General features: G+C 70.1%; 27 protein-coding genes. 12 read left to right on the top strand and 15 right to left on the bottom strand.

Annotated elements, in window-relative coordinates; all coding sequences use genetic code 11:
• The first annotated feature begins 113 nt into the window (after window positions 1-113).
• Window positions 114-1,007 (top strand): endonuclease/exonuclease/phosphatase family protein, encoded by an 894-nt coding sequence (locus OG266_RS41205; protein WP_371552013.1) that lies wholly within the window; start codon window positions 114-116, stop codon window positions 1,005-1,007.
• Window positions 1,008-1,082: 75 nt separating this feature from the next.
• On the opposite strand, the gene OG266_RS41200 is transcribed toward OG266_RS41205, so the two are convergent.
• From OG266_RS41200 to OG266_RS41180, 5 genes are all read right to left on the bottom strand, one after another.
• Complete coding sequence (locus OG266_RS41200) at window positions 1,083-2,045, bottom strand: electron transfer flavoprotein subunit alpha/FixB family protein (protein WP_266469536.1); 963 nt, start codon at window positions 2,043-2,045, stop codon at window positions 1,083-1,085.
• A 67-nt stretch (window positions 2,046-2,112) separates the two neighbouring features.
• Window positions 2,113-2,898 (bottom strand): electron transfer flavoprotein subunit beta, encoded by a 786-nt coding sequence (locus tag OG266_RS41195; RefSeq protein WP_371552012.1) that lies wholly within the window; start codon window positions 2,896-2,898, stop codon window positions 2,113-2,115.
• A gap of 205 nt (window positions 2,899-3,103) precedes the next feature.
• A complete protein-coding gene (locus OG266_RS41190; protein WP_371552011.1) occupies window positions 3,104-3,613 on the bottom strand; it encodes a flavin reductase family protein in 510 nt (169 codons plus the stop codon).
• A gap of 44 nt (window positions 3,614-3,657) precedes the next feature.
• Entirely contained in the window at window positions 3,658-3,738 is an 81-nt protein-coding gene (locus tag OG266_RS41185; protein ID WP_353962478.1) for a putative leader peptide, read from the bottom strand.
• A gap of 81 nt (window positions 3,739-3,819) precedes the next feature.
• A complete protein-coding gene (locus tag OG266_RS41180; RefSeq protein WP_266469530.1) occupies window positions 3,820-4,233 on the bottom strand; it encodes a thioredoxin family protein in 414 nt (137 codons plus the stop codon).
• A 75-nt stretch (window positions 4,234-4,308) separates the two neighbouring features.
• On the opposite strand from OG266_RS41180, the gene OG266_RS41175 reads away from it, so the two are divergent.
• A complete protein-coding gene (locus OG266_RS41175; RefSeq protein WP_266469528.1) occupies window positions 4,309-4,725 on the top strand; it encodes a DUF4395 domain-containing protein in 417 nt (138 codons plus the stop codon).
• Between the two features lie 186 nt (window positions 4,726-4,911).
• Entirely contained in the window at window positions 4,912-5,640 is a 729-nt protein-coding gene (locus OG266_RS41170) for a 1-acyl-sn-glycerol-3-phosphate acyltransferase (RefSeq protein ID WP_266469525.1), read from the top strand.
• A gap of 4 nt (window positions 5,641-5,644) precedes the next feature.
• Here OG266_RS41170 and OG266_RS41165 read toward each other — a convergent pair whose 3' ends face one another.
• From OG266_RS41165 to OG266_RS41145, 5 genes are all read right to left on the bottom strand, one after another.
• Window positions 5,645-6,337 carry a B3/4 domain-containing protein gene (locus OG266_RS41165; protein WP_371552010.1) on the bottom strand — a complete coding sequence of 231 codons (693 nt, stop codon included), beginning with the start codon at window positions 6,335-6,337 and terminating at the stop codon, window positions 5,645-5,647.
• A gap of 13 nt (window positions 6,338-6,350) precedes the next feature.
• Window positions 6,351-6,944, bottom strand: coding sequence for a transglutaminase family protein (locus OG266_RS41160; protein ID WP_371552009.1), 594 nt, complete (start codon window positions 6,942-6,944; stop codon window positions 6,351-6,353).
• An 83-nt stretch (window positions 6,945-7,027) separates the two neighbouring features.
• Window positions 7,028-8,098 carry a low specificity L-threonine aldolase gene (locus tag OG266_RS41155; protein WP_266469518.1) on the bottom strand — a complete coding sequence of 357 codons (1,071 nt, stop codon included), beginning with the start codon at window positions 8,096-8,098 and terminating at the stop codon, window positions 7,028-7,030.
• Window positions 8,095-8,853 carry an SDR family NAD(P)-dependent oxidoreductase gene (locus OG266_RS41150; protein ID WP_266469517.1) on the bottom strand — a complete coding sequence of 253 codons (759 nt, stop codon included), beginning with the start codon at window positions 8,851-8,853 and terminating at the stop codon, window positions 8,095-8,097. Before OG266_RS41150 ends, OG266_RS41155 begins: the two co-directional genes overlap by 4 nt.
• 35 nt (window positions 8,854-8,888) lie before the next feature.
• Window positions 8,889-10,286 carry a DUF6421 family protein gene (locus OG266_RS41145; protein ID WP_266469514.1) on the bottom strand — a complete coding sequence of 466 codons (1,398 nt, stop codon included), beginning with the start codon at window positions 10,284-10,286 and terminating at the stop codon, window positions 8,889-8,891.
• A gap of 389 nt (window positions 10,287-10,675) precedes the next feature.
• Between OG266_RS41145 and OG266_RS41140 the strand changes: the two genes are divergently transcribed.
• On the top strand, window positions 10,676-11,359 hold the full coding sequence (locus tag OG266_RS41140) for a glycerophosphodiester phosphodiesterase (RefSeq protein ID WP_371552008.1): 684 nt from the start codon (window positions 10,676-10,678) through the stop codon (window positions 11,357-11,359).
• 29 nt (window positions 11,360-11,388) lie between these two features.
• On the opposite strand, the gene OG266_RS41135 is transcribed toward OG266_RS41140, so the two are convergent.
• Window positions 11,389-11,931, bottom strand: coding sequence for a GNAT family N-acetyltransferase (locus OG266_RS41135; protein WP_266469510.1), 543 nt, complete (start codon window positions 11,929-11,931; stop codon window positions 11,389-11,391).
• 69 nt (window positions 11,932-12,000) lie between these two features.
• Between OG266_RS41135 and OG266_RS41130 the strand changes: the two genes are divergently transcribed.
• The gene (locus tag OG266_RS41130) at window positions 12,001-12,387 is read left to right on the top strand and encodes a VOC family protein (protein ID WP_371552007.1); all 387 of its coding nucleotides are present in this window, start codon (window positions 12,001-12,003) and stop codon (window positions 12,385-12,387) included.
• Window positions 12,388-12,503: 116 nt separating this feature from the next.
• Window positions 12,504-13,268, top strand: a complete 765-nt coding sequence (locus OG266_RS41125) for a VOC family protein (RefSeq protein ID WP_266469506.1) — start codon at window positions 12,504-12,506, stop codon at window positions 13,266-13,268.
• Between the two features lie 6 nt (window positions 13,269-13,274).
• Here OG266_RS41125 and OG266_RS41120 read toward each other — a convergent pair whose 3' ends face one another.
• Together OG266_RS41120 and OG266_RS41115 are read right to left on the bottom strand one after the other, a co-directional pair.
• Window positions 13,275-13,766 (bottom strand): MarR family transcriptional regulator, encoded by a 492-nt coding sequence (locus tag OG266_RS41120; protein ID WP_329550328.1) that lies wholly within the window; start codon window positions 13,764-13,766, stop codon window positions 13,275-13,277.
• A 308-nt stretch (window positions 13,767-14,074) separates the two neighbouring features.
• Window positions 14,075-15,727 (bottom strand): FUSC family protein, encoded by a 1,653-nt coding sequence (locus tag OG266_RS41115; RefSeq protein ID WP_371552006.1) that lies wholly within the window; start codon window positions 15,725-15,727, stop codon window positions 14,075-14,077.
• A 191-nt stretch (window positions 15,728-15,918) separates the two neighbouring features.
• On the opposite strand from OG266_RS41115, the gene OG266_RS41110 reads away from it, so the two are divergent.
• The 4 genes from OG266_RS41110 (at window position 15,919) to OG266_RS41095 (ending at window position 19,025) form a co-directional block, all read left to right on the top strand.
• A complete protein-coding gene (locus tag OG266_RS41110; protein ID WP_266469501.1) occupies window positions 15,919-16,464 on the top strand; it encodes a DUF5134 domain-containing protein in 546 nt (181 codons plus the stop codon).
• 110 nt (window positions 16,465-16,574) lie between these two features.
• On the top strand, window positions 16,575-17,510 hold the full coding sequence (locus OG266_RS41105) for a M56 family metallopeptidase (RefSeq protein ID WP_266469499.1): 936 nt from the start codon (window positions 16,575-16,577) through the stop codon (window positions 17,508-17,510).
• A 93-nt stretch (window positions 17,511-17,603) separates the two neighbouring features.
• The gene (locus OG266_RS41100; protein WP_266469497.1) at window positions 17,604-18,293 is read left to right on the top strand and encodes a phosphatase PAP2 family protein; all 690 of its coding nucleotides are present in this window, start codon (window positions 17,604-17,606) and stop codon (window positions 18,291-18,293) included.
• Between the two features lie 33 nt (window positions 18,294-18,326).
• The gene (locus OG266_RS41095; protein WP_371552005.1) at window positions 18,327-19,025 is read left to right on the top strand and encodes an HAD family hydrolase; all 699 of its coding nucleotides are present in this window, start codon (window positions 18,327-18,329) and stop codon (window positions 19,023-19,025) included.
• Window positions 19,026-19,070: 45 nt separating this feature from the next.
• Here OG266_RS41095 and OG266_RS41090 read toward each other — a convergent pair whose 3' ends face one another.
• The gene (locus tag OG266_RS41090) at window positions 19,071-19,316 is read right to left on the bottom strand and encodes a DUF2630 family protein (RefSeq protein WP_266469493.1); all 246 of its coding nucleotides are present in this window, start codon (window positions 19,314-19,316) and stop codon (window positions 19,071-19,073) included.
• A 183-nt stretch (window positions 19,317-19,499) separates the two neighbouring features.
• Between OG266_RS41090 and OG266_RS41085 the strand changes: the two genes are divergently transcribed.
• The gene (locus OG266_RS41085; protein WP_371552004.1) at window positions 19,500-20,219 is read left to right on the top strand and encodes a TetR/AcrR family transcriptional regulator; all 720 of its coding nucleotides are present in this window, start codon (window positions 19,500-19,502) and stop codon (window positions 20,217-20,219) included.
• Here OG266_RS41085 and OG266_RS41080 read toward each other — a convergent pair.
• Window positions 20,207-21,709, bottom strand: a complete 1,503-nt coding sequence (locus OG266_RS41080; RefSeq protein WP_371552003.1) for an LVIVD repeat-containing protein — start codon at window positions 21,707-21,709, stop codon at window positions 20,207-20,209. The two genes, OG266_RS41085 and OG266_RS41080, sit on opposite strands and share 13 nt — an antisense overlap.
• A gap of 194 nt (window positions 21,710-21,903) precedes the next feature.
• On the opposite strand from OG266_RS41080, the gene OG266_RS41075 reads away from it, so the two are divergent.
• The gene (locus tag OG266_RS41075) at window positions 21,904-22,554 is read left to right on the top strand and encodes a DUF305 domain-containing protein (protein WP_371552002.1); all 651 of its coding nucleotides are present in this window, start codon (window positions 21,904-21,906) and stop codon (window positions 22,552-22,554) included.
• Window positions 22,555-22,575 lie beyond the last annotated feature (21 nt).

The following is a 22,575-nucleotide window of genomic DNA, read 5'->3' as shown; positions in this document are numbered from 1 at the left end:
CGTCCCGGGTCACCCTCCGAACCCACCGCGTTCACTCCCCTCTCAGTTCCCTCCTTCACACTGCGGCCCGCACCCTTCATCATCCTGAGGGTCCAGCGAGCGAAGGAGCACGCGTGCCGAACGCCAAGAGACTCACCCGTCGCCTGGGACTCAAGACCGTCGTGGCCGCCGCGGTCGCCCTGCCCTTCTTCAGTACAGCGTCCGTCTCCGCCGTCGGAAGCCCGGGCCGCCGCCTGGAGGTCATGACCTTCAACCTGCGTTTCGCGAGCACCACCGAACCCAACAGTTGGACGGCACGCCGCCCCGCGATACGCGCGTTACTGCTCCAGGAACGGCCCCATGTCATAGGCACCCAGGAGGGCGTCCACCAGCAGCTCCTCGACATCGAGGCCGACCTCGGCCCGCACTACGACTGGATCGGCACCGGCAGCGCGGGCGGCACCCGGGACGAGATCATGGCGGTCTTCTACGACACCCGCCGGGTGACCCCGGTCGAGCACGAACACTTCTGGCTCTCGGACACCCCTGACGTGGTCGGTTCGAACACCTGGGGCGCCGATTCCATCCGCATGGTCACCTGGGTCCGCTTCCGTGACCTCGGCGCCGGCGGGCGGGAGTTCTACTTCCTCAACACCCACCTGGACAACGCGAGTCAGAACGCACGCGCGCGTTCCGCCGCCCTGATCGGCGAACGCATCGCCGGACTCGACCGTTCCCTGCCGGTGCTCGTGACCGGCGACTTCAATGCCGCGGCCCACGAGAGCCCTGTCTACGACACGATGCTGAGTGCCGGACTCGTCGACACCTGGGACACGGCGGCCGAACGGAGCAGGCTGTACGCCACCTTCCACGGCTACCGGCCGCTGGCGCCGGACGGCGACCGCATCGACTGGATCCTCGCCACGCCGGGTGTGACCGCACACCGCTCCACGATCAACACCTTCTCCCTGAACGGCCAGTGCCCGAGCGACCACCTGCCCGTGCAGGCGACGCTGACCCTGGCATGAGCAAAGGCCCCCGCGACCGCGTCGAAAACGGTCACAGGGGCCTCGTACGGCTATTACACCTCGTACGTCGGAAGCTCAGCCCTTGCGGGACTTGATCTCCTCGGTGAGCTGCGGGACGACCTCGAAGAGGTCGCCGACGACGCCGTAGTCGACGAGGTCGAAGATCGGGGCCTCGGCGTCCTTGTTGATGGCGACGATGGTCTTCGAGGTCTGCATGCCGGCGCGGTGCTGGATCGCGCCGGAGATGCCGGAGGCGATGTACAGCTGCGGGGAGACCGACTTGCCGGTCTGGCCGACCTGGTTGGAGTGCGGGTACCAGCCGGCGTCGACCGCGGCACGCGAGGCACCCACGGCCGCGCCGAGGGAGTCGGCGAGACCCTCGATGATCGAGAAGTTCTCGGCGCCGTTGACGCCACGGCCGCCGGAGACCACGATCGCGGCCTCGGTCAGCTCGGGGCGGCCTGTGGCCTCACGCGGGGTGCGCGCGGTGACCTTGGTGCCGGTGGCCTTCTCCGAGAAGGACACGGTGAGGGCCTCGACCGCGCCGGCGGCCGGGGCGGTCTCCACGGCGGCCGAGTTCGGCTTGACCGTGATGACCGGAGTGCCCTTGGAGACACGGGACTTGGTGGAGAAGGAAGCGGCGAACGCGGACTGCGTGGCCACCGGGCCTTCGTCGCCGGCCTCCAGGTCGACGGCGTCGGTGATGATGCCGCCGCCGATACGGAGCGCGAGGCGGGCGGCGATCTCCTTGCCCTCGGCGGAGGACGGGACGAGCACGGCGGCCGGGGACACGGCCTCGTACGCGGCCTGGAGCGCGTCCACCTTGGGTACGACCAGGTAGTCGGTGAACTCGGGGGCGTCGGCGGTGAGGACCTTGACCGCGCCGTGCTCGGCGAGCGCGGGCGCGGTGGCCTCGGCACCGGCGCCGAGGGCGACGGCGACGGGCTCGCCGATGCGGCGGGCCAGCGTCAGCAGCTCCAGGGTGGGCTTGCGGACGGCGCCGTCCACGTGGTCGACGTAGACGAGAACTTCAGCCATGGGACTTCTTCTCTCCTGCTTGCGAAAGATGAGGGGCGGTCAGGGAGCCTGCGGCAGGCCGGTGTTCTCAGATGAACTTCTGGCCCGCGAGGAACTCGGCGAGCTGCTTGCCGCCCTCGCCCTCGTCCTTGACGATCGTGCCGGCGGTGCGTGCGGGGCGCTCGGCCGCGGAGTCGACCTTGGTCCAGGCACCCTCGAGGCCGACCTCGTCCGCATCGATCTCGAGGTCCTCCAGGTCCCAGGACTCCACCGGCTTCTTCTTGGCCGCCATGATGCCCTTGAAGGACGGGTAACGCGCCTCGCCCGACTGGTCGGTGACCGACACGACCGCCGGGAGGGAGGCCTCCAGCTGCTCGGAGGCGGAGTCGCCGTCACGGCGGCCCTTGACCACACCGTCCTCGACGGAGACCTCGGAGAGCAGGGTGACCTGCGGAACGCCAAGACGCTCGGCAAGGAGGGCCGGGACAACACCCGCGGTGCCGTCGGTGGACGCCATGCCGGAGATGACCAGGTCGAAGCCGGCCTTCTCGATGGCCTTCGCCAGCACCAGCGACGTACCGATCACGTCGGTGCCGTGCAGGTCGTCGTCCTCGACGTGGATGGCCTTGTCCGCGCCCATCGACAGCGCCTTGCGCAGCGCGTCCTTGGCGTCCTCGGGGCCGACCGTCAGCACGGTGATCTCGGCGTCGTCGGCTTCGTCGGCGATCTGCAGCGCCTGTTCCACCGCGTATTCGTCGAGCTCCGAGAGCAGACCGTCCACGTCGTCACGGTCGACGGTCAGGTCATCGGCGAAGTGCCGGTCGCCAGTGGCGTCGGGCACGTACTTCACAGTGACAACGATCCTCAAGCTCACGCCGGCTCTCCTACTGCATCGTCATTTTTGGCTGCCTTCTTATCGGCAGCATAGGCGCCTGAAGCGGCCGATCCCGGTCGGGGCGGCCCGCGCTCCGACCGAAATATTACTCGCCAGTACACCCAGCAATTACCCACTAAGCAAGCGCTTTGAACTGTGACCTTCGCAACGCTGCGTAACCGACGAGTAGGACCCGCCGGTAGCTTCAGTCGCGCAGGCCGTTGAAACGCCCTTGGTGGTAGAGCAGCGGGCGGCCCGCGCCCGACGGGTCGCCGAGAACCACCTCGGCCAGGACGATGCGGTGATCTCCCGCGGGCACGCGCGCGACGACACGGCACACCAGCCACGCGAGGACGTCGTCGAGCACAGGAACGTCTTCGGGGCCGTTACGCCAACGGGTGGGCTCGCCGAAGCGGTCGGCGCCGCTCCTGGCGAAAGTGCCGGCCAGTTCCTGCTGATGCTCCCCGAGTATGTGCACGCCGATGTGGTCGGACACGGAGATCGCGGGCCAGCTGGAGGCGCCGACACCTATCCCGAAGGAGACGATCGGGGGCTCGGCGGAGACCGAGGTGAGCGAGGTGGCGGTGAAGCCGACGGGGCCCTCGGCGCCGGGGGCCGTGATCACGGCGACACCGGCCGCGTGCCGCCTGAAGACGGAGCGCAGCAGGTCGGGAGAGGCGAGCTGTGGGGTGCCGAGGTCGGGCGTGGCCGTCATGGAGTTGTCCTTCTGCGAGAGGTGACGGGCTGATCCGTGGCTGCTCAACAGCCCGGACAGCAGGCACTCGCGGTACGGGCCAGGTCCACGTGGACGCGCTCGAAGAGAAGGATTTCCCGGGGCATACGGTCAGGCTGACGATAGGTGGTGGGTGCAGTCAAGTGCGTTCCGGCATCTGGGAGATGCCTCACCTTGATCACCACGGGTCAGACAGCCTCCCCCAGCGCGGCGATCACATCGGCCTTGCGCGGCTGCCCCGTTGCCCGCCGCACGATCCGCCCGGCCGCGTCGAGGACGAGCACGGTCGGGGTCTTGAGGATGTCGAGTTCGCGTACGAGGTCCAGGCGGTCCTCGGCGTCGATCTCCACGTGGGACACCCCGGGGACCATCTCCGCCACCTCGGTGAGCACCCGTCGGGTCGCCCGGCAGGGGGCGCAGAAGGCGCTGGAGAACTGGACGAGCGTGGCCCGTTCACCGAGCCCCTCCCCCAACTCCGCCGCGCCGAGAAGCTTTCCGCCGTCGCGCCCGCGCACCCTCACCCTCCCGCTCCGCCGCCGATGCAGCACTCCGTACACGCTCGACAGCGCGAGCACCACCACGCACACCACAAGTCCGGTCATCTCCTGCACAAGCATTCACGAGACCGCAAAGATTCCCCGCCTCACAAAAGCCGATGAGTGCGGAATGCTTGATTCATGGACATCGATGTGAGGGGGCCGCGGTTCGGCGCGGCCGTGACGACCGTCGTACTGGCGGTCGTGCTGATCACCGGCAGCGCCTGGCTGCTGGCCTGGCAGACGCTGGCGTTCGCGCTGGGCGCGGCGGGCGGCGTGGGGCGCTCACCCTACGGCTGGCTGTTCCGCAAGGCGGTACGTCCCCGGATCGGGCCGCCGACCGAGTTCGAGGCGCCGGAGCCGCCGCGGTTCGCGCAGGCGGTCGGGCTCGCCTTCGCGGTCGTGGGACTCGTCGGCTACGCGGTGGGACCGGAGTGGCTGGGGACGGCGGCAACCGCTTGCGCGCTCGCGGCGGCGTTTCTCAATGCCGCGTTCGGGTACTGCCTCGGGTGTGAGATGTACCTGCTCGTGCGTCGGGTCACGGTACGCGCGGAGTAAAGGCGAGTTAAAACTCCGAGGTGGATCAAGGGGTCGACGTGACGAGGATCTCGCTGCCCGAAGGCACTAGGACTGGTCACTCGTCCGTTCTTGGGGCACGATCTGCGCAATGCCGTAAACCTACGGCTGCGTAACTTCCCCGCCGGGAGAACCCTTCCCCGGCAGAGAGAAGGGTCCACCCCGTCCATGGCAGAGCTTGTCTACCGTCCCGTCGTCGGTCTCGCCCAAACGTTGTTCAAGGCCTGGGACCTCAAGATCGACTGCAAGGGATCGGAGAACATTCCGCGCTCGGGCGGCGCCGTGCTGGTCAGTAACCACATCGGCTATCTGGACTTCATCTTCGACGGTCTGGCCGCCCTGCCGCAGAAGCGCCTCGTCCGCTTCATGGCGAAGGAATCGGTGTTCCGGCACAAGATCTCCGGTCCGCTGATGCGGGGCATGAAGCACATCCCGGTGGACCGGAAGCAGGGCGAGACGGCCTATGCCCACGCGCTGGAGTCGCTGCGCGCCGGCGAGATCATCGGTGTCTTCCCCGAGGCCACCATCTCGCAGTCGTTCACGCTGAAGAGCTTCAAGTCGGGTGCGGCACGCATGGCCCAGGAGGCCGGCGTCCCGCTGATCCCGATGGCCGTGTGGGGCACCCAGCGCCTGTGGACCAAGGGCCGCCCGCGCAACTTCAAGCGCAGCCACATCCCGATCACCATCCGGGTCGGCGAGCCGGTCGAGGCCCCGAAGGACCAGTACGCGGGGGCGATCACCCGGCGGCTGCGCGACCAGGTACAGGAGCTCCTCGAAGCCGCGCAGCGCGCCTATCCCGTGCGGCCCAAGGGTCCGGACGACACATGGTGGATGCCCGCGCACCTCGGCGGCACAGCGCCGACCCCCGAAGAGGTGAAGGCGGCCGAGGCACGCTGAATCGTCACTCCGGGGCGTGGACGGTGATCCGCGCCCCGGGGCTGAACTTCTCCAGGAGTTCGGCGAGTTCGGCTCCCGCCCGCTCGACGTCGGCGACCGGCATCGGCGCCAGGCTCTCCAGCAGGAAGACCGCGGAGGCCGATTCCTCCGTGAGCCGCGTGCGCGGCCCCTGGCGCCAGTTCCAGCGGCGGCAGGTCACACCCGCGTCGTCGCGCCACACCACCTCGCCCGCGTCGGGGTGTTCGACGGCCTCCTCGCCGCCCGCGACGGTCACGAAGTCCTCCTCACCCGTGGCGCGTACGAGGCGCATCCCGCCCTGGATGTGGTCGGTGTCCTCGCCGCCGACGGGGATCAGGTGGGCGACGCTGATGGCGTTGTAGACGTCGACGAGCACGTTGATCCGGGGCAGTCCGGCGTCCGAGAGGGCCCGTTTGGCCAGCGCTTCCGCCGAGTTGCGGGTCCGCGAGGGCTTGGAGCCGAACGCCGTGTAGGTCTCCCGCCAGGCCGCCATGTGCGGGTCCTCGTGCGGAGCGCGACCGTCCAGTCGTACGGCCAGACGGCGGGCCGCGTCGTCCAGGAGCGCCGAAGTCCCTTCGGTACTGGGCCCGTTGACGAGTCCGTACGCCTCGATGGCGACGTGCGTGAATCCGGGCGCGAGGGCGCGCACCTCGTCGGACACGGTGAGCGTGAGAGTCATCGTCTGCCTGGCCTCAGAGTGCGGTGGGGAGCCTCTTCCACAGGTGCGGCCGGTCGGGGGCGGCTTTGAGTGCGCGCAGAACGGCCGGGTGGGGTTCAGCGTACAGTACTAGATAGTCCATCTCATTGGACTCCGGGTTCGGGATCCAGGCGAGGCGCTCGCCGTCGAGCGAGAACCGCGCGTCGACGCCGGGCTTGTTCCCGCGGCAGTCCTGCCGATGCCAGGCCCCGTTGAACCGGACGGCGACCAGGCCGTGCACGACATGCCCGCCACCGTCGTCGTGCGCCAGCGACTGGTAGCACAGGGCGGTGGGGATGTCCTCCGCCCGCAGCAGCGCGGTCAGCGCGTGCGCCTTGGCGTGGCAGATGCCGGTGCGCTGCTCCAGGACGTCGGAGGCGCGCCAGGTGACGCGCGGATCACCGGCGTCCTGCGAGTGCGGAATGGTGTCGCGCACGAATTCATAGGCCGCCCGCGCATAGTCATACGAGTCGGCCGCACCCTTCGCGAGCCGCGCGGCCGTCTCCCGTACCAGCGGATGATGGTGGTCGATGGCCTCGTCGGCGGCCAAGTAGGCGGACAGGTCAGGGGTTTCCTGGATCAGCTCCATGGTCGCAGAGCATAGGAATACGGCCGACCGAGAGTCAATGACTTATCGGTCAACCGTATATCTATGCACACCGTGTCGGCTCGCTAGTGCGCCATCTCCTCCTTGAGCGCCGCCACGAAACCGTCGACGTCGTCCTCGGTCGTGTCGAAGGCGCACATCCAGCGGACGTCACCCGCGCTCTCGTCCCAGAAGTAGAAGCGGTAGCGCTTCTGCAGGCGCTCGCTCACGTCGTGCGGGAGGCGCGCGAAAACCGCGTTGGCCTGCACCGGGTAGAGGATCTCCACGCCGTGCACCGCGCGCACGCCCTCGGCCAGCCGCTGAGCCATCTCGTTGGAGTGCCGGGCGTTGCGCAGCCACAGGTCCTTGGCGAGCAGCGCCTCCAACTGCACGGAGACGAAACGCATCTTGGAGGCGAGCTGCATCGACAGCTTGCGCAGGTGCTTCATGTGGCTGACGGCGTCAGGGTTGAGGACGACGACGGCCTCGCCGAACAGCGCGCCGTTCTTCGTCCCGCCCAGGGAGAGGATGTCGACGCCGACCGCGTTGGTGAACGTCCGCATCGGGACGTCAAGGGAGGCGGCCGCGTTGGATATCCGGGACCCGTCCAGGTGCACCTTCATCCCGTGCGCGTGTGCGTGGTCGCAGATCGCGCGGATCTCCTCGGGCGTGTAGAGAGTGCCCAGTTCGGTGCTCTGGGTGATCGAGACGACCTGCGGCATCGCGCGGTGCTCGTCGTCCCAGCCGTACGCCTGCCGGTCGATCAGCTCGGGGGTGAGCTTGCCGTCGGGGGTGGGCACCGTGAGCAGCTTGAGACCGCCCATGCGCTCGGGGGCGCCGCCCTCGTCGACGTTGATGTGCGCGCTCTCCGCGCAGATCACCGCGCCCCAGCGGTCGGTGACGGCCTGCAGCGCGACCACGTTCGCGCCGGTGCCGTTGAAGACCGGGAAGGCCTCCGCCGTGGCACCGAAGTGGCTGCGGATGACCGACTGGAGGTTGGCCGTGTAGTCGTCCTCGCCGTACGCGACCTGGTGCCCGCCGTTGGCCAGGGCCAGGGCGGCGAGCACCTCGGGGTGGGCCCCCGCGTAATTGTCGCTGGCGAATCCACGGACGGCCGGGTCGTGGTGACGCCGGGCGTCGGTCCTGGGAGGGTTCACGGCTTCTCGGTCAGCCACAGACGTTTTCCGTTCACTTCACCGGCGGGCTTGTCCCAGACGCCGGCGATGGCGTCGGCCAGCTCCTTGACGTCCGTGAAGCCCGCGAACTTCGCGTTCGGGCGCTCGGCGCGCATCGCGTCGTGCACCAGTGCCTTGACGACCAGGATGGCAGCAGCGGAGGTCGGCCCCTGCTCGCCCCCGGCCTTGCGGAAGTAGTCGGCCATGGCCAGCGTCCAGGCCTCGGCGGCGGCCTTGGCCGCGGCATAGGCCGCGTTGCCCGCGGTGGGCTTGCTCGCACCGGCGGCGCTGGTCAGGACGTACCGGCCCCGCTCGCTGCGCTGCAGCGCCTCGTGGAAAGCGAGGGAGGTGTGCTGCACGGTGCGGATGAGCAGCAGTTCGAGCAGGTCCCAGTCGTCGAGAACCGTCTTGGTGAAGGTCTCGCTGCCGCGCCAGCCGCCGACGAGGTGGACCAGGCCGTCGACGCGACCGAAGTCCTTCTCGATGCGGGTGGCCCAGTCGTGGGTCGAGTCCAGGTCGAGCAGGTCGACCGTGTCGCCGACGACGGTGGCGCCTCCGTAGGCGTAGCGGGCCGCGTCCACGGCCTCCGCGAGACGCTCGGGGTCGTTGTCCGAGCCGACGACCGTCGCGCCCGCCTCGGCGAGCCGCAGCAGCGTCGCGCGGCCCGCGGGGCCTCCGGCGCCCGCGACCGCGATCACCGCTCCGCTCAGTGCTCCGTTGCCATTCCCGTCGGACATGGTCCTCGCCTCCTGAGCGTGCTGGGCACGGGCGCTCACGCGGCGGCCCGCTCGGCGCTCGCCGCTGTGATGCCCTTGGTGGAGGCGATCACATGCTTCAGCTTCTTGGCGAGCGCCTCATAGAACATGCTCAGGGGAAACTCGTCCGGAAGCACGTCGTCCACGAGCTTTCGCGGAGGCAGGGTGAGGTCCAGGGCGTCCGGGCCCTTGGCCCAGCGGGAGCCCGGGTGCGGGGCGAGGTAGGTGGCGACCAGCTCGTAGGCCTTGAACCAGTGGACGAGCTTGGGGCGGTCGATGCCGGCCCGGTAGAGGTCCTCGATCTCGGCGCACAGCTCGTTGGTGACCTGCGGGGCGCGCTGCCAGTCGATGTGCAGCTTGTTGTCGGTCCAGCGGACGACGTCGTGCTTGTGCAGGTAGGCGAAGAGCAGCTGGCCGCCGAGGCCGTCGTAGTTGCGGACGCGCTCGCCGGTGACCGGGAAGCGGAACATCCGGTCGAAGAGCACCGCGTACTGCACGTCGCGGCCCTGCGGGAAGCCGTCGGCCTCCAGTTTCACGGCCTCCTTGAAGGCGGTGAGGTCGCAGCGCAGCTCCTCCAGGCCGTACATCCAGAACGGCTGGCGCTGCTTGATCATGAACGGGTCGAAGGGCAGGTCGCCATGGCTGTGGGTGCGGTCGTGGACCATGTCCCAGAGCACGAAGGCCTGCTCGCAGCGCTCCTGGTCGTCGACCATCGCGGCGATGTCCTCAGGCAGTTCCAGACCGAGGGTGTCCACGGCGGCTTCGGTGACGGCGCGGAAGCGGGCGGCCTCGCGGTCGCAGAAGATGCCGCCCCAGGAGAAGCGCTCGGGTGCCTCGCGCACCGCGATGGTCTCCGGGAAGAGGACGGCCGAGTTGGTGTCGTATCCGGCGGTGAAGTCCTCGAAGGTGATACCGCAGAACAGCGGGTTGTCGTAGCGGGTGCGCTCCAGCTCGGCCAGCCAGTCCGGCCACACCATGCGCAGCACGACCGCTTCGAAGTTGCGGTCGGGGTTGCCGTTCTGTGTGTACATCGGGAAGACGACCAGGTGCTGGAGGCCGTCCTCGCGGTGCGCGGCGGGCTGGAAGGCCAGCAGCGAGTCGAGGAAGTCGGGCACCTTGAAGCCCCCGTCGGCCCAGCGGCGCAGGTCCTTCACGAGCGCCTCGTGATAGGCGGCGTCGTGGGGCAGCAGCGGGGCGAGCCGCTCGATCGCGTCCACGGCACGGCGTACGGCCAGATCGGCGTCGGAGGTGTCCGGCGCGCCCTCGGCGTCGAAGTCGATGGAGCCGTCCTTGGCCTGCCACGGCCGGATCTCCTCCACGGCATCCTTGAGGACGGGCCATGCCGGATGATCCACCACCCTGGCCACGGGAGGAACCTGTCCCTCCGCACCTACCCGCACAAGAATTTCCGTCATGTCCCACCCTCCACAGGAGAACCTCGCGTATGAACACCGTATGCGTTCGGAGTTCCTTCCCACAAGTGGGAACTCGGGACATTATCCTGCGCACCCCCTCCTTCACCGCTCTTTTTCCTGCCGGAAACCGTAAGGACGATCACTTCGGCTACGGACCACGAGGCGGCGTGAGGACGTCGCTCCGGGTCAACCCCCGCCGGGACTCGCCCACCGCAGAGTGACCCGGGTCGGCGGCGCGAGGCGTGTCCGCCCTGACCGACGGGCCCTTTGGCCCGCGTACGAGCGGGTACATCACACGGCAGGGCCATTAGGCTGCGGCCTTGCCGCGTGGGCGCCGCCGTCGGAACCACGCGCGAGCCGAGCCGCCGTCGACGGAAGCGAGTCACGTCTTGAACTTCCTCACCATCGGTCACCGCGGAGTGATGGGTGTCGAACCCGAGAACACCCTCCGTTCCTTCATCGCCGCCCAACAGGCGGGCCTCGACCTGATCGAACTCGATCTGCATCTGAGCAAGGACGGCGCCCTCGTCGTCATGCACGACGCCGAAGTGGACCGTACGACCGACGGGTCGGGGCCGATCGCCGAGAAGACACTCAGCGAGCTGCGCGCGCTGGACGCGGGGCGCGGTGAGCGCGTTCCCGTCTTCGAGGAGGTGCTTGACGCCATCCCGACGCCGATCCAGGCCGAGATCAAGGACGTGGCGGCGGCACGGGCTCTGGCCGAGGTCATGCACCGGCGGGACCTGGTCGGACGGGTCGAGGTGTCCTCGTTCCACGACGAGGCGGTCGACGAGATCACCCGGCTGGTGCCCGGCGTCCGCACCGCGCTGATCGCCAGCCGGTACGGCACCGACGTCGTGGACCGCGCCGTGGACGTCGGCGCCGCGACCGTCTGTCTCAACATCCGCCGGCTGACCCTGGAGGTCGTCGAACACGCCCGCAAGGCCGACCTGCGGATCATCGGCTGGGTGGTGAACACCCAGGACCAGCTGCGGCTGGTGCGCGCCCTGCAACTGGACGGCGCGACCACCGACTATCCCGAGATCAAGCGCACCGGCCGCTTCACCGCGTGACCTGATGATCGGCACAACTGCCGTAACGATTATCCGAGCGGCTTGACCAGCAGCTCGAACTGCAGGTCGTCGCGCTGCGGGACACCGAAGCGCTCGTCGCCGTACGGGAAGGGCGTCATCCTTCCCGTGCGGCGGTAGCCGCGCCGCTCGTACCAGGCGATGAGGTCCTCGCGTACGGAGATCACCGTCATGTGCATCTCCTCGACGCCCCAGGTCTCGCGCGCGTGCCGCTCCGCCTCGGCGATGATCACCTTGCCGAGGCCCGCACCCTGGAGCGCGGGGCTGACCGCGAACATCCCGAAGTAGGCGTGGTCACCGCGGTGTTCGAGCTGGCAGCAGGCGACGACCGAACCGTCGCGCTCGACGGTCAGCAGCCGGCTGTCCGGTGACTTGATGACCGCGAGCACACCCTCGGGGTCGATCCGCTGCCCTTCGAGGATGTCGGCCTCCGTGGTCCAGCCCGCCCGACTGGAGTCCCCGCGGTACGCCGACTCGATCAGCGCGACCAGAGCGTCCACATCGCTGTCGGTGGCATCGCGGAAGGTCAGTCCGGTGGAGGCGGTGGTGTCCATGGAGCGGTTCTCCGTTCGTGGCGCGGCTCAGGCACCGACGAGCGTAACCCTCCCCTAGGCTGCGGCTGCATGGTGCATGTACTGAGCAGCCGAACCCTCCTGCGCCCCACCGACCCGGAGCGCTCCCGTGCCTTCTACGGCGAGAAGCTGGGGCTCGCCGTCTACCGCGAGTTCGGTACGGGACCCGAACGCGGCACCGTCTACTTCCTCGGCGGCGGCTTCCTGGAGGTCGCGGGCCGCTCCAAGACCCCGCCGTCCCCCGCGGTCAAGCTGTGGCTCCAGGTCGCGGACGCGGCGGCGGCGTACGAGGAACTGGCGGCCGCCGGTGTCGAGGTCCTGCGGCCGCCGGTGAAGGAGCCGTGGGGGCTGATCGAGATGTGGATCGCGGATCCGGACGGCACCGAGATCGTGGTCGTGGAGATCCCGGCGGACCATCCGTTGCGTTACCGGCCCTGAAGCCCAGCGTTGCTCGGCCGCGCTTGCGTCCGCCCTGGCGCGGGTCCGGGCCCCGGATGGCCGCCGCAGCGGCCCGGGACTAGCGTTTTCAGGGGACTCGCTGCGGAAGGAACCTCATGAAGCTCGACAGGCCGGTGACCGGCGGACCCTGCTGGACGGAGCTGGGGACCAGCGATCTCGAAGCGGCCAAGCGCTTCTACGCCGACCTGTTCGGCTGGCGCCCGGAGACGGACCCGCGCCAGGAGGCGGGCGGCTACACCGTGGCGCACCTCGGTGATGCCGCGGTCGCCGCCCTGTCGCCGCTGTACCAGGAGTCGCAGCCGGTCGCCTGGAGCGTCTCGTTCGCCGTGGCCGACGCGGATGCCGCCGTGGCAGCGGTGCAGGCGGCCGGCGGCACAGTGGTCCTCGGCCCGATGGACGTGTTCGACATCGGCCGTTTCGCCGTCGCCTTCGACCCGGGCGGCGCCGCCTTCCAGCTGTGGCAGGCGCGGTCCTTCCCCGGCGCGGGGCTGTTCAACGCTCCGGGCGCCCTCGGCTGGGTGGAGCTGCTGACCCGCGCCCCGGACCGGGTCACGGAGTTCTACACGACGGTGTTCGGCTGGACCGTGAACGCCTCCGAGCACTACACGCAGTGGGGTGTCGACGGCGCCGACTTCGGCGGCATGGTGACCATGGACGAGAAGTTCCCGCACGAGGTGCCCTCGCACTGGCTGCCCTACTTCGCCGTCGAGAACGTGGAGGCCACGGCGGACGCGGCCCTCCAGGCGGGCGGCCACCTGCTCATGGAGCCCATGTCCCAGTCGCCCAGCCGGCGGATCGCCGTCGTGCGGGATCCACAGGGAGCTGCGTTCGGCGTCTATACGGCGGGCGAGGAGGGCTAGCGGGACTCAGGCGCGCGGCATGCCCAGCCGGCCCTCAAGTTGGCCGAGCAAGTCGCCCAGCAGTTCGGCCAGTTCGTGCTGCCGGTCGAGGTCGGTCCCGGACAGGACTGTCGTCTCGTAGGCGAGCTGTTCCGGGAGGATGCCGTCGACGAGTTCGCGCCCCTCGTCGGTCAGCCGGACGTGCGCGACCCGGCGGTCACGGGTGTCACCGCGCCGCTCGACCAGGCCTCGCTCGGTCAGCTGCTTGAGGCGCTTGGTGACGGCGGCACCGGAGGAGAACGTCTCCCGGGCGATCTCGCTGGGCGTCAGCTCGTGCCCGGTCCGCCGCAGCGTGCCGAGGACGTCGAACTCGGGGCGGGTGAGTCCGGCCCGGCGCAGCGGCGCGTCCTCCGCCTGCTGAAGGAGCGCGGCACACCGGTTGATACGGCCGATGATCTCCATGGGCCCGGTGTCGAGGTCGGGCCGCACGGTCTGCCACTGCCGCACCACCGCCGCCATGGTGTCCCGGGGCCAGGTCGGGCCTGCTCCGGGGGAACCCGCTCCCGCTGCCTGTACGGCCCGGCCGCGCTGCGTCTCCGCTTCCGCGGCCCGGCTGTCCATCCTGCCCTCGCGCGCGTGGACGGCATCCCCGGCTTCCGTGCGCCCGCCAGAGGTAGTCTCGGCGCCCGCCCGCCGGGTGCCGGTGCCCGAATTCTCCGTGCGACCGTTGCGGACGGCCGCGTCACCCGCCCGGCCGACGTCGGCGTTCTCCGTCTCCGCCCGCCTCGTGTGGGCGTCCCCGTCCGTCGTCCGCCCGTCCGCTGCCGTCATGCCCGTGCGCCCTCCAAGGAGTGCAGTCCCTGCCGTCGTACCGTCGCGGCGAGCGTACGGTGTGCGGCGTGCTCGACCGGCATCACCCGGTCCTCCGGCAAGGCGCGCTGCCACCATTCGCCGGCGGCCGTGTCGGCGGTGGCGCGGAGGTCGACGACGGTGGCGGCGAGGCCGCGGCGGGCGGACTCCAGGGCTCCGGGCTCGGGGTGGTCGCGGGCGAGGACCCGCGCGGCGTGCTCGCGGGCGCGCTCCACGGCGGAGAGGGCGTGCTCGATGCGGTCGCCGGCCCGCCGGTTGGTCACGGCGACCGCGGCCACGAAGCCGATCAGGGCGCCGACGAGGGTGTCCACGACCCGGTCGGTGATCAGTTCGCCGGGCTGCTGGGAGCGTGCGAACTCGGTGATCAGCAGGGCCATGGGGGTCACGCAGATGCTGCCGAGCCAGTAGTTGCGGCCTATCAGCGCTTCGGCACCGAAGTTGAAGGCGAGGACGCACAGCACGAGGGCCACCTTCCCGAGGTGGGCGAGCGGCACGACCGCCGCGAAGACCAGTACCCCGACGAGGTTGCCGACGACGCGCTGCACACCCCGGCTCCAGGTCAGGGTGACGTTGGCCTGGTAGAGCGAGGCGGCCGTGACCAGGGCCCAGTACGGGCGGCCGACACCGAGCGCGAGCGAGGCGTATCCGGCGAGGGCGCAGCCGAGTGCGGTGCGCAGGGCGATGGGCGCGAGAGGGCCGAGGCGGCGCAGCAACGACCGCTTCCCGAAGGCGAGTTCGGCCTCCATGCCCAAGAGCTCGTCCGCGGCGTCAGCGAGGTCGCCCGGACGCGGCACCGGCCCGTTGCCGCGCAGTTCGCGGGCCCAGCTGCGCAGCCGCTCGGGCTCCGTGGCGGCGGGCGCGGCCAGGGCGATCTCGGCGCGTACGACGAGCCGTTCGAGGGCGCGCCTCGGAGCGGAGCGGGCGCCGGTGGCGAGCAGCACCTCCCAGGCCCCGTGCACGGCGGCGACCGCGGCGGCACGGGCACGGGCGGCCCCTTCTCCGCCGCCCCGCGTCCCGGCGTACGCGGCCACGGCGTTCAGCGCGTGCGCGGTGGCCCGGCGCTCAGGCCCGTGCGGGCGGACGAGCCCCGGGGCCATTCCGACGAGCCAGGCCCAGGCACCTCCCGCGGCGGCCAGCGCGAGGTGGCCGGGGACCTGCCCCAGGGTCCCCGGCGAGAACAGGGACGCGGAGCTGATGAAGGCGAAGATCAGATGCCCGGGCGGACCGATGCGCGTGGCGTCGCAGAGCACCCTCTGTACGGCGGCGAGCAGGGCGCCGACGGTGACCAGCACGACGGCGTCGGTGGTGAGCGAGGCGGTGACCAGGGCGACGGCGAGACCGCCGAGCATGCCGAGCACCACCCAGGCGAGGGCGCGGGCCCGGGCGGCGTAGGGACGGTTGTGGGCGTAGAGCGCGCAGAGCGACCCGGCCATCGTGTACATCGCCAGGTCCAGCCTGCCGAGCGCCGCGAGAGTCAGATTCGGCGGAGCGACCGAGGCGACGACGCTGAGTGCGGGCTTGAACCAGATGTCGGAGGGGCGGCCGACACGCAGCACACCGGCCAGCGGAAGACGACGTACACGCGGGGGTCCAGGGATTGCACTACTCATGACCACAAGTTTAGCAGGTGTTTTACTCGTGAATCATTTCCGGGATGTGCAGGCCCACCTGCGGTGCGCTCGTAACGCTCCCCCGTGTACACCCTTGCGCTCGCTTGCGCCCCGCCCGGGCCGGGCATGCCCTGACCGACTGTCCGATGCCCATGCCCGATGTCCGATGTCGTCGAGCGGGGAGGTGCACGATGCACGGAGCGGCTTCGCCCGGCTGGCTGCTCGTCGCGCTGTGCGCGGCGACCGGGGCCTACTGCCTGCTGCGGATGCGCAGTTCCGTCGAGGAGCAGCGCCGCGCCGCGGGCGGCGAGGCGCTCATGGGCTTCGGCATGGCCGCGATGGCCGTGCCCGCGGCGGTGGCCGCGCCACCGCGCTGGGCCTGGCTCGCCTACGCGGCCGTGTTCGGCGCGGCGGCCGTACGCACCCTGTGGGCGGCCCGTACGAGCCCGCACCATGTGCACCATCTGATGGGCGCCTGCGCGATGGTCTACATGGCGGGGGTGATGGCCGCCTCTCCCGGCCACCACGCCCATGGCGGCTCGGGGGTCCCGCTGCTGACCGGGGTGCTCCTGCTTTACTTCACCGGCTACGTGCTGCGCTCCGGCCTGCGCCTCCTGCCCATGGCCACCGCGGCCGGCGGCACCGCCACCGTCGGCTGGGCCGACCGCCCGGAACTGTCGCAGGCGTGCCGGCTGTCCATGGGGATCGCGATGCTGGCCATGCTGGTCACGCTCTGAGACCAACACATCTCGGACCACGGGAAACGGCCCCAACGAAACCGTGGCGTACGTCACTTTGCCCTCGCGGGCCGTATCCTCCGGCGACACCCCGCTCATAGGCTTCGACCATGATGGTCCCCGCGGCACTGTTGCTGCTCGGCGCCCTGGCCGCCGTGGTCGCTCCGCGACTGCTCGCCAGGGCGGACTGGCCGGACCGCGAACCGGTGGTCGCCCTGTGGGTGTGGCAGTGCGTGGTGGCGGCCGTACTGCTGTGCTGCGCGCTGTCGATGACACTGAGCGCGGCCGCCGCCTGGGTGGTGGTACGGGGCCATGTGTTCGGTCCGGCGCCGCACTCGGTCGTGGACGCCTACGCGCTGAGCTCCGGGAGCCCCTGGGCCGCGACAACCGCCGTGGCACTCGCGTGCGGTGGCGCATGGACCGCGGCGATGCTGGTCCGCGAGGTCGTACGGGCCCGGGCACGCCGTCGGCAGAGCCGCGCCGAACTCCTTCTGCGCGCCCCGCTGTTGCCCGGCGAGGAGCCCGGCGCCGACCGTCTGGTGGTCCTGGAGGGGGTGCGCCCCGATGCCTGGTGGCTGCCCGGCGCCGCGCCCCAATTCATCGTCACCACAGGCGCGTTGCGCCGCCTGAAGGGGCGTCAGCTGGATGCGGTGCTCGCCCATGAGCAGGGGCACGCTCGGGCACGGCACGACTGGCTGCTGCACTGCTCGGGCGCGCTGGCGAACGGATTCCCGCAGGTGCCGGTGTTCGCCGCGTTCCGCGACGAGATGCACCGCCTGGTCGAACTCTCCGCCGACGACATGGCCTCGCGCCGCTTCGGCCGCCTCACCATCGCGCTCGCCCTGGTGGAACTCAACGAGGACCGGGGCGTGTTCGGCCCCTGCCCCACCCCGCAGGCCCATGTCCCGCAGCGCGTCCACCGGCTCCTCACTCCCCCGGACCGGCTCACGGCCGCGCGGCGCCTGCGGCTGACGGCGGCGGCCGCGCTGGTGCCGGTGATCCCGGTGCTGGTGACCTTCGTACCGGGGCTGCGGGCGCTGAGCTAGCCGGGCGGGGGCACGCACTCGCCGCGTACGGCTGCGAGGGACGCCCGCGTCCCCGGGTGGCCTCCGGCCCCGCACGTCGGCGAGGATCACCGTATGCACTCCCCGCCCGTCGACTCACCTCCCCACCCCCAACCACCGGGCCCGCACAAGGCGGCACTCGCCGCGGCGGCTCTCGCCTTGCCCTCCCTGTTGCTTCTCCTGCTGGTCGCGTTCTCCTGGGATCCGCTGCTCGACCTCGACGGCGACATCGCCCGCACCACGCACCGCTGGGCGGTCGACGACCCCGGCCTCACCCATGCGTTCCGCATCCTGACGGACTGGGTGTGGGACCCCTGGACGATGCGTGCTGTGGGTGCCGCCGCCGTGGTCTGGCTGATGTGGAGGCACCGCGCATGGTGGCTGGCCCTATGGGTGGCGGTCACATGTGCGCTGGGCACAGTGGTGCAGCAGGGGCTGAAGTCGGCGATCGGCCGCGAACGCCCCGTCTGGCCCGACCCCGTGGACTCCGCCCACTACGCGGCCTTCCCCTCCGGCCACGCCATGACGGCCACGGTGGTGTGCGGGCTGCTGCTGTGGCTGCTCCGCCTGTACGGCGCCGGACGCGCCCTGCGGCGTACGGCACTCGCCCTGGCCGTGGTCTCCGTCGTGGGCGTCGGTCTGACCCGTGTCTGGCTGGGCGTCCACTGGCCGTCGGACGTGGTGGGCGGCTGGCTGCTCGGGGCGCTGATGGTGGCACTGGCGGTGGCCTCGTACGAGCGGTGGCCCGCCTCGGGACGGCCTTGACCTGTGCGGGCCGCGCCGCGAAGGATCACCCTCATGACGATCAAAGGCGTGCTCTTCGACTTCTCCGGAACGCTCTTCCGCGTCGAATCGACCGAGTCCTGGCTGCGGGCGGCGCTCGCGGAGGCCGACATCCCCTTGCCCGAGACGGAGTTGGTCCGCTCGGCCCGGGCACTGGAGTCGGCGGGCGCGCTTCCCGGCGGCGCTTCCCCTGCACAGCCGGTGCCGGACGACCTCACCGACGTGTGGGCGATCCGGGACCAGAGCGCCGAACTGCATCGGGCCGCCTACACCGGGCTCTCCCGACTCGTGGCGCTGCCCGACCCCGGGCTGCACGACACGCTGTACGACCGCCACATGACCCCGGCCGCCTGGCGGCCCTACCCCGACGCGGAAGAGGTGCTGGGTGCACTGCGCGAGCGCGGGATCGCGGTCGGTGTGGTCAGCAACATCGGCTGGGATCTGCGGCCCGTCTTCCGCGCGCACGGCCTCGACCCGTACGTCGGCGCGTACGTCCTGTCGTACGAGCACGGCATCCAGAAGCCGGATCCGCGACTGTTCGCGACCGCCTGCGACGCGCTGGGCATCGCCCCCGAGGACACGCTGATGGTCGGGGACGACCGCCACGCGGACGGAGGTGCGGCGGCCCTGGGCTGCGCGGTGCACTTCGTGGACCACCTGCCGGTGACCGAGCGCCCGGACGGGCTGCGGCCGATCCTCGGCCTGCTCGGCTGACGTCCCGGCGCGGCCTCGTTCCCGGCCGCTCCGTCAACCGCCGCCTCAGCTCTGATAGCCCTCGACCTGCGAGGAAGGGCGGACGCGGGCCTCATCCGGGTTCTCGCCGAACTCGGTCTTCGCACGCCGCTGGCGCAGCAGGTCCCAGCACTGGTCGAGGTCGCGCTCCAGTTGTCCGAGCCGTTCGTGCTCGGTCGAGCTGTCGATCTGCCCGGACGCGACGGCCTCGCGCAGGCGTCGTTCGTCGTCCACCATCGCCGTGATCCTGGCGAGGATCTGGTCTTGATCCATGTCCATCCGCCTCCTCGGCACTCCCACCCACTCTAAGGAGGCCGCCCCCGCCCCGCGCGTCCGCCTCGGATGATCCCCCGCGTCACCCGAGGCGAACGGCAGCCCGGAGCCGCCCACTGAGGGTCTCGGTCCGGACGCGTTGAGTATAGTTGGCTGACAGCCAGTCAACGCAGGAGTTTCAGAATGTCCCCGCGCAGCCGAGACGTCAATGAAGAGTTGCGGCGGCGTTCCCGGGAGCGGCTCCTGCAGGCGGCGGTGGAGCTGGTGAGCGAGCGGGGCTACGAGGCGACGACGCTCGGGGACATCGCGGATCGCGCGGGATCGGCGCGCGGCCTTGTGTCGTACTACTTCCCCGGCAAGCGCCAGCTCGTGCAGTCGGCCGTGCACCGGCTGATGCACCGCACGCTGGAGGAGGCTCTGGAGCGCGAGCCGCGTACCGACGACGGCCGGGAGCGGATGGCGCGGGCCATCGACGCGATTCTGGGGCTCGCCCGGGACCAGCCCGTGCTGATGCGCCAGCACATGGCGGGGATCCTTCAGCCCGAGGGATTCGTGCAGTGCCCGGATCAGCAGCGTCTCGCGCAGCTGCTCGGCGACACCGTCGCCCGCTACGGCTCGCCGGACGCCGCCGCCGACTATCCGATGCTGCGCGCGTTGCTGATGGGCGCGGTGTACGCGGCTTTGGTGCCGGGCGTCCCGATGCCGATCCCGACGCTGCGGGCCGAGCTGTTCAAGCGGTACCGCCTGGACTGGGAGCAGGGTGTCCCGCCGGACACCGAGGTGCCCGGCGGGACGTACGACGCGGACCTGTCACGCTTCTTCGCGACCGGCCTGCGGACCGACGATCAGCCCGGTCCTCAGTCCGACGGCCGGCCCGATCGGCTGAACGGTCAGTCGAAGTAGTCCGGCTGCGTCTGCACGTTGAGCTCGCGCAGCTTGACGCGCTTCGCCGGGTCCGTGCGCCGGTCGCTGAGCTTCAGCACGTCGAAGCCCTTGGCGATGTCGTTCGAGTAGATGTAACCGTTGTAGTAGTACGCCGACCAGGAGCCGCCGACCGAAAACGTGGTGGCGCTCAGGGGACCGCGCTCGAAGTAGGCGATCTCCTTCGGCTTGGCCGAGTTGGTGAAGTCCCAGACGGAGACGCCACCCTGGTACCAGGCCTGGACCATGATGTCCTTGCCCTCGACGGGGACGATCGAGCCGTTGTGGGCGACACAGTTCTCGGTGTCGGCCTGGTAGCGGGGGATCTTGTAGTAGCTCTTGAAGACGAGCTTGCGCTTGTCGCCCTTGCCAACGATGTCGTAGATGCCGTCCGCACCGCGGTTCGGACCGATGTCCGCGTTGCAAGTGGCCGCGCCACCGCCGCCCAGCTCATCGGTGAACACCACCTTGTCGGCGTCCTGGTTGAAGGTCGCCGAGTGCCAGAACGCGAAGTTCACGTTGTCCTGGACCTGGTCGATGACCTTGGGGTTCTCCGGGTCCTTGATGGAGAAGAGGATGCCGTCGCCCATGCAGGCGCCCGCGGCCAGGTCCTTCGACGGCAGGACCGTGATGTCGTGGCAGCCGGTGGTCTTGGAGACGCCCGGGTTGGTGGGCGAGCCCGGGTTGCCGCCGCCGTCCGGTCCCTCACCGGGGAAGAGGACGGGGAAGCCCACCACTGCCGCCTTCTCGGGGGCGTTGCGCGGCACCTTGATGACCGAGATGCCGTCGTGCGGCGGCTGGCAGTCGGGGTAGGTGGCGTTCGGCGAGTACGAGGAGACGTAGATGTAGACGTTCTTCTTCTCCGGCACCAGCGTGTGGGTGTGCGAGCCGCAGGCGGTCTCGACGGCGGCCACGTACTTCGGGTTCGCCTTGTCGGTGATGTCGAAGACCTTCATGCCCTCCCACGACGACTTCTCCGTCACGGGCTGCGTCGTGCTGGCGCACGAGTTGTCACTGCGCGAGGAGTCGGTGGAGAGGAAGAGCAGGTTGCCGGAGACCGAGATGTCGTTCTGCGAGCCCGGGCAGAGCACCTGCGCGACCGTCTTGGGCGCCTTCGGGTTGCTGATGTCGAAGATGCGGAAGCCGTCGTAGTTGCCGGCGAAGGCGTACTTCCCCTGGAAGGCGAGGTCCGAGTTGGTCCCGGGCAGCGCCTCCTTGGGGATGTTCACGAGGGGTTCGATGTTGGCCGAGTGGACGATCTCGTCCTGCCCGGGTATCTCGCCGGCGGTTATGGCCGCCTCTGCGGCCGCGGCATCGCTCTGGGAGACCTTCTCCTGCGCGACGGGGCTGTCCCCGGGGTCGGGGGTCGCGGCCGCCGGGCCGGCGGTGAGCAGCGCGGCCAGGAGTCCGGCCGCGGTCAGAGCAACTCCCAGACGTCTGTGCCGCGTTCGGGGGTCTTTCAACAGGATCACTGCTTCCTCCCTTGTAGCCGTTCGCAGTTGAACGGTTCACGCACACCCCGCAGTATCGTCTTCACCATGCACAGATCAACAGACGGCAACGCAGTCGTAATGAAAGTTTCTGATCATTCAGGTTCGCAAGCGTGCTAGGACGGTCATCAACACCCTTGAGGTGTCCGTCCATTCGTGTGCCGCAGGAGGTCGCTGTGCTCTTCCGCCGTCCGTCCCACGCGTCCCTGGTCACGGCGTCGCTGGCGGTCGTGGTGCTGGCATTGGGAGGGTGTGACTCCGGCTCCGAGGCCAAGTCCCCCAAGAGCAGCGGTCCTTCGGTGATCGTGCCCGGCAAGCCCGGCGAGGCCGCCGAGACTCTTTCCGCCGAGGACGCCGCGAAGCAGCGGACTGACGACGACACCCCCAACTCCGCGGACATCACGTACGCGCAGAAGATGATCGAGCATCACACGCAGGCGCTGGAGATGACCCAACTCGCCCCGAAACAGGCCGAGTCGAGCGCGGTGAAGGCGCTTGCCGAGCGGATCACGGCCGCGCAGGGGCCGGAGATCGCCGCCATGGAGAGCTGGCTGAAAGCGAACGGCGGCGAGAACGCCGCCACGGAGCACGCCCACGAGGCGATGCCCGGCATGGCGACGGAGGCGCAGCTGAAGAAGTTGCGTGCGGCCAAGGGCAAGGCGTTCGACGAGCTCTTCCTGAAGTTGATGATCACGCATCACGACGGGGCGATCACGATGGCGACGGATGTGAAGGGCCAGGGCAACAACATCCGGATCGAGGAAATGGCCGACGACGTGATCGCGCAGCAGACGAGCGAGATCAGCAGGATGCGCGACATGTCGTAGCGCCTGCAACCTCGGTGCCGG

This window comes from Streptomyces sp. NBC_00554 (assembly GCF_041431135.1).
Classification (GTDB): Bacteria; Actinomycetota; Actinomycetes; order Streptomycetales; family Streptomycetaceae; genus Streptomyces.
Note: the sequence above shows the minus strand (reverse complement) of the source record. Positions and strands in the feature narration are given on the sequence as shown.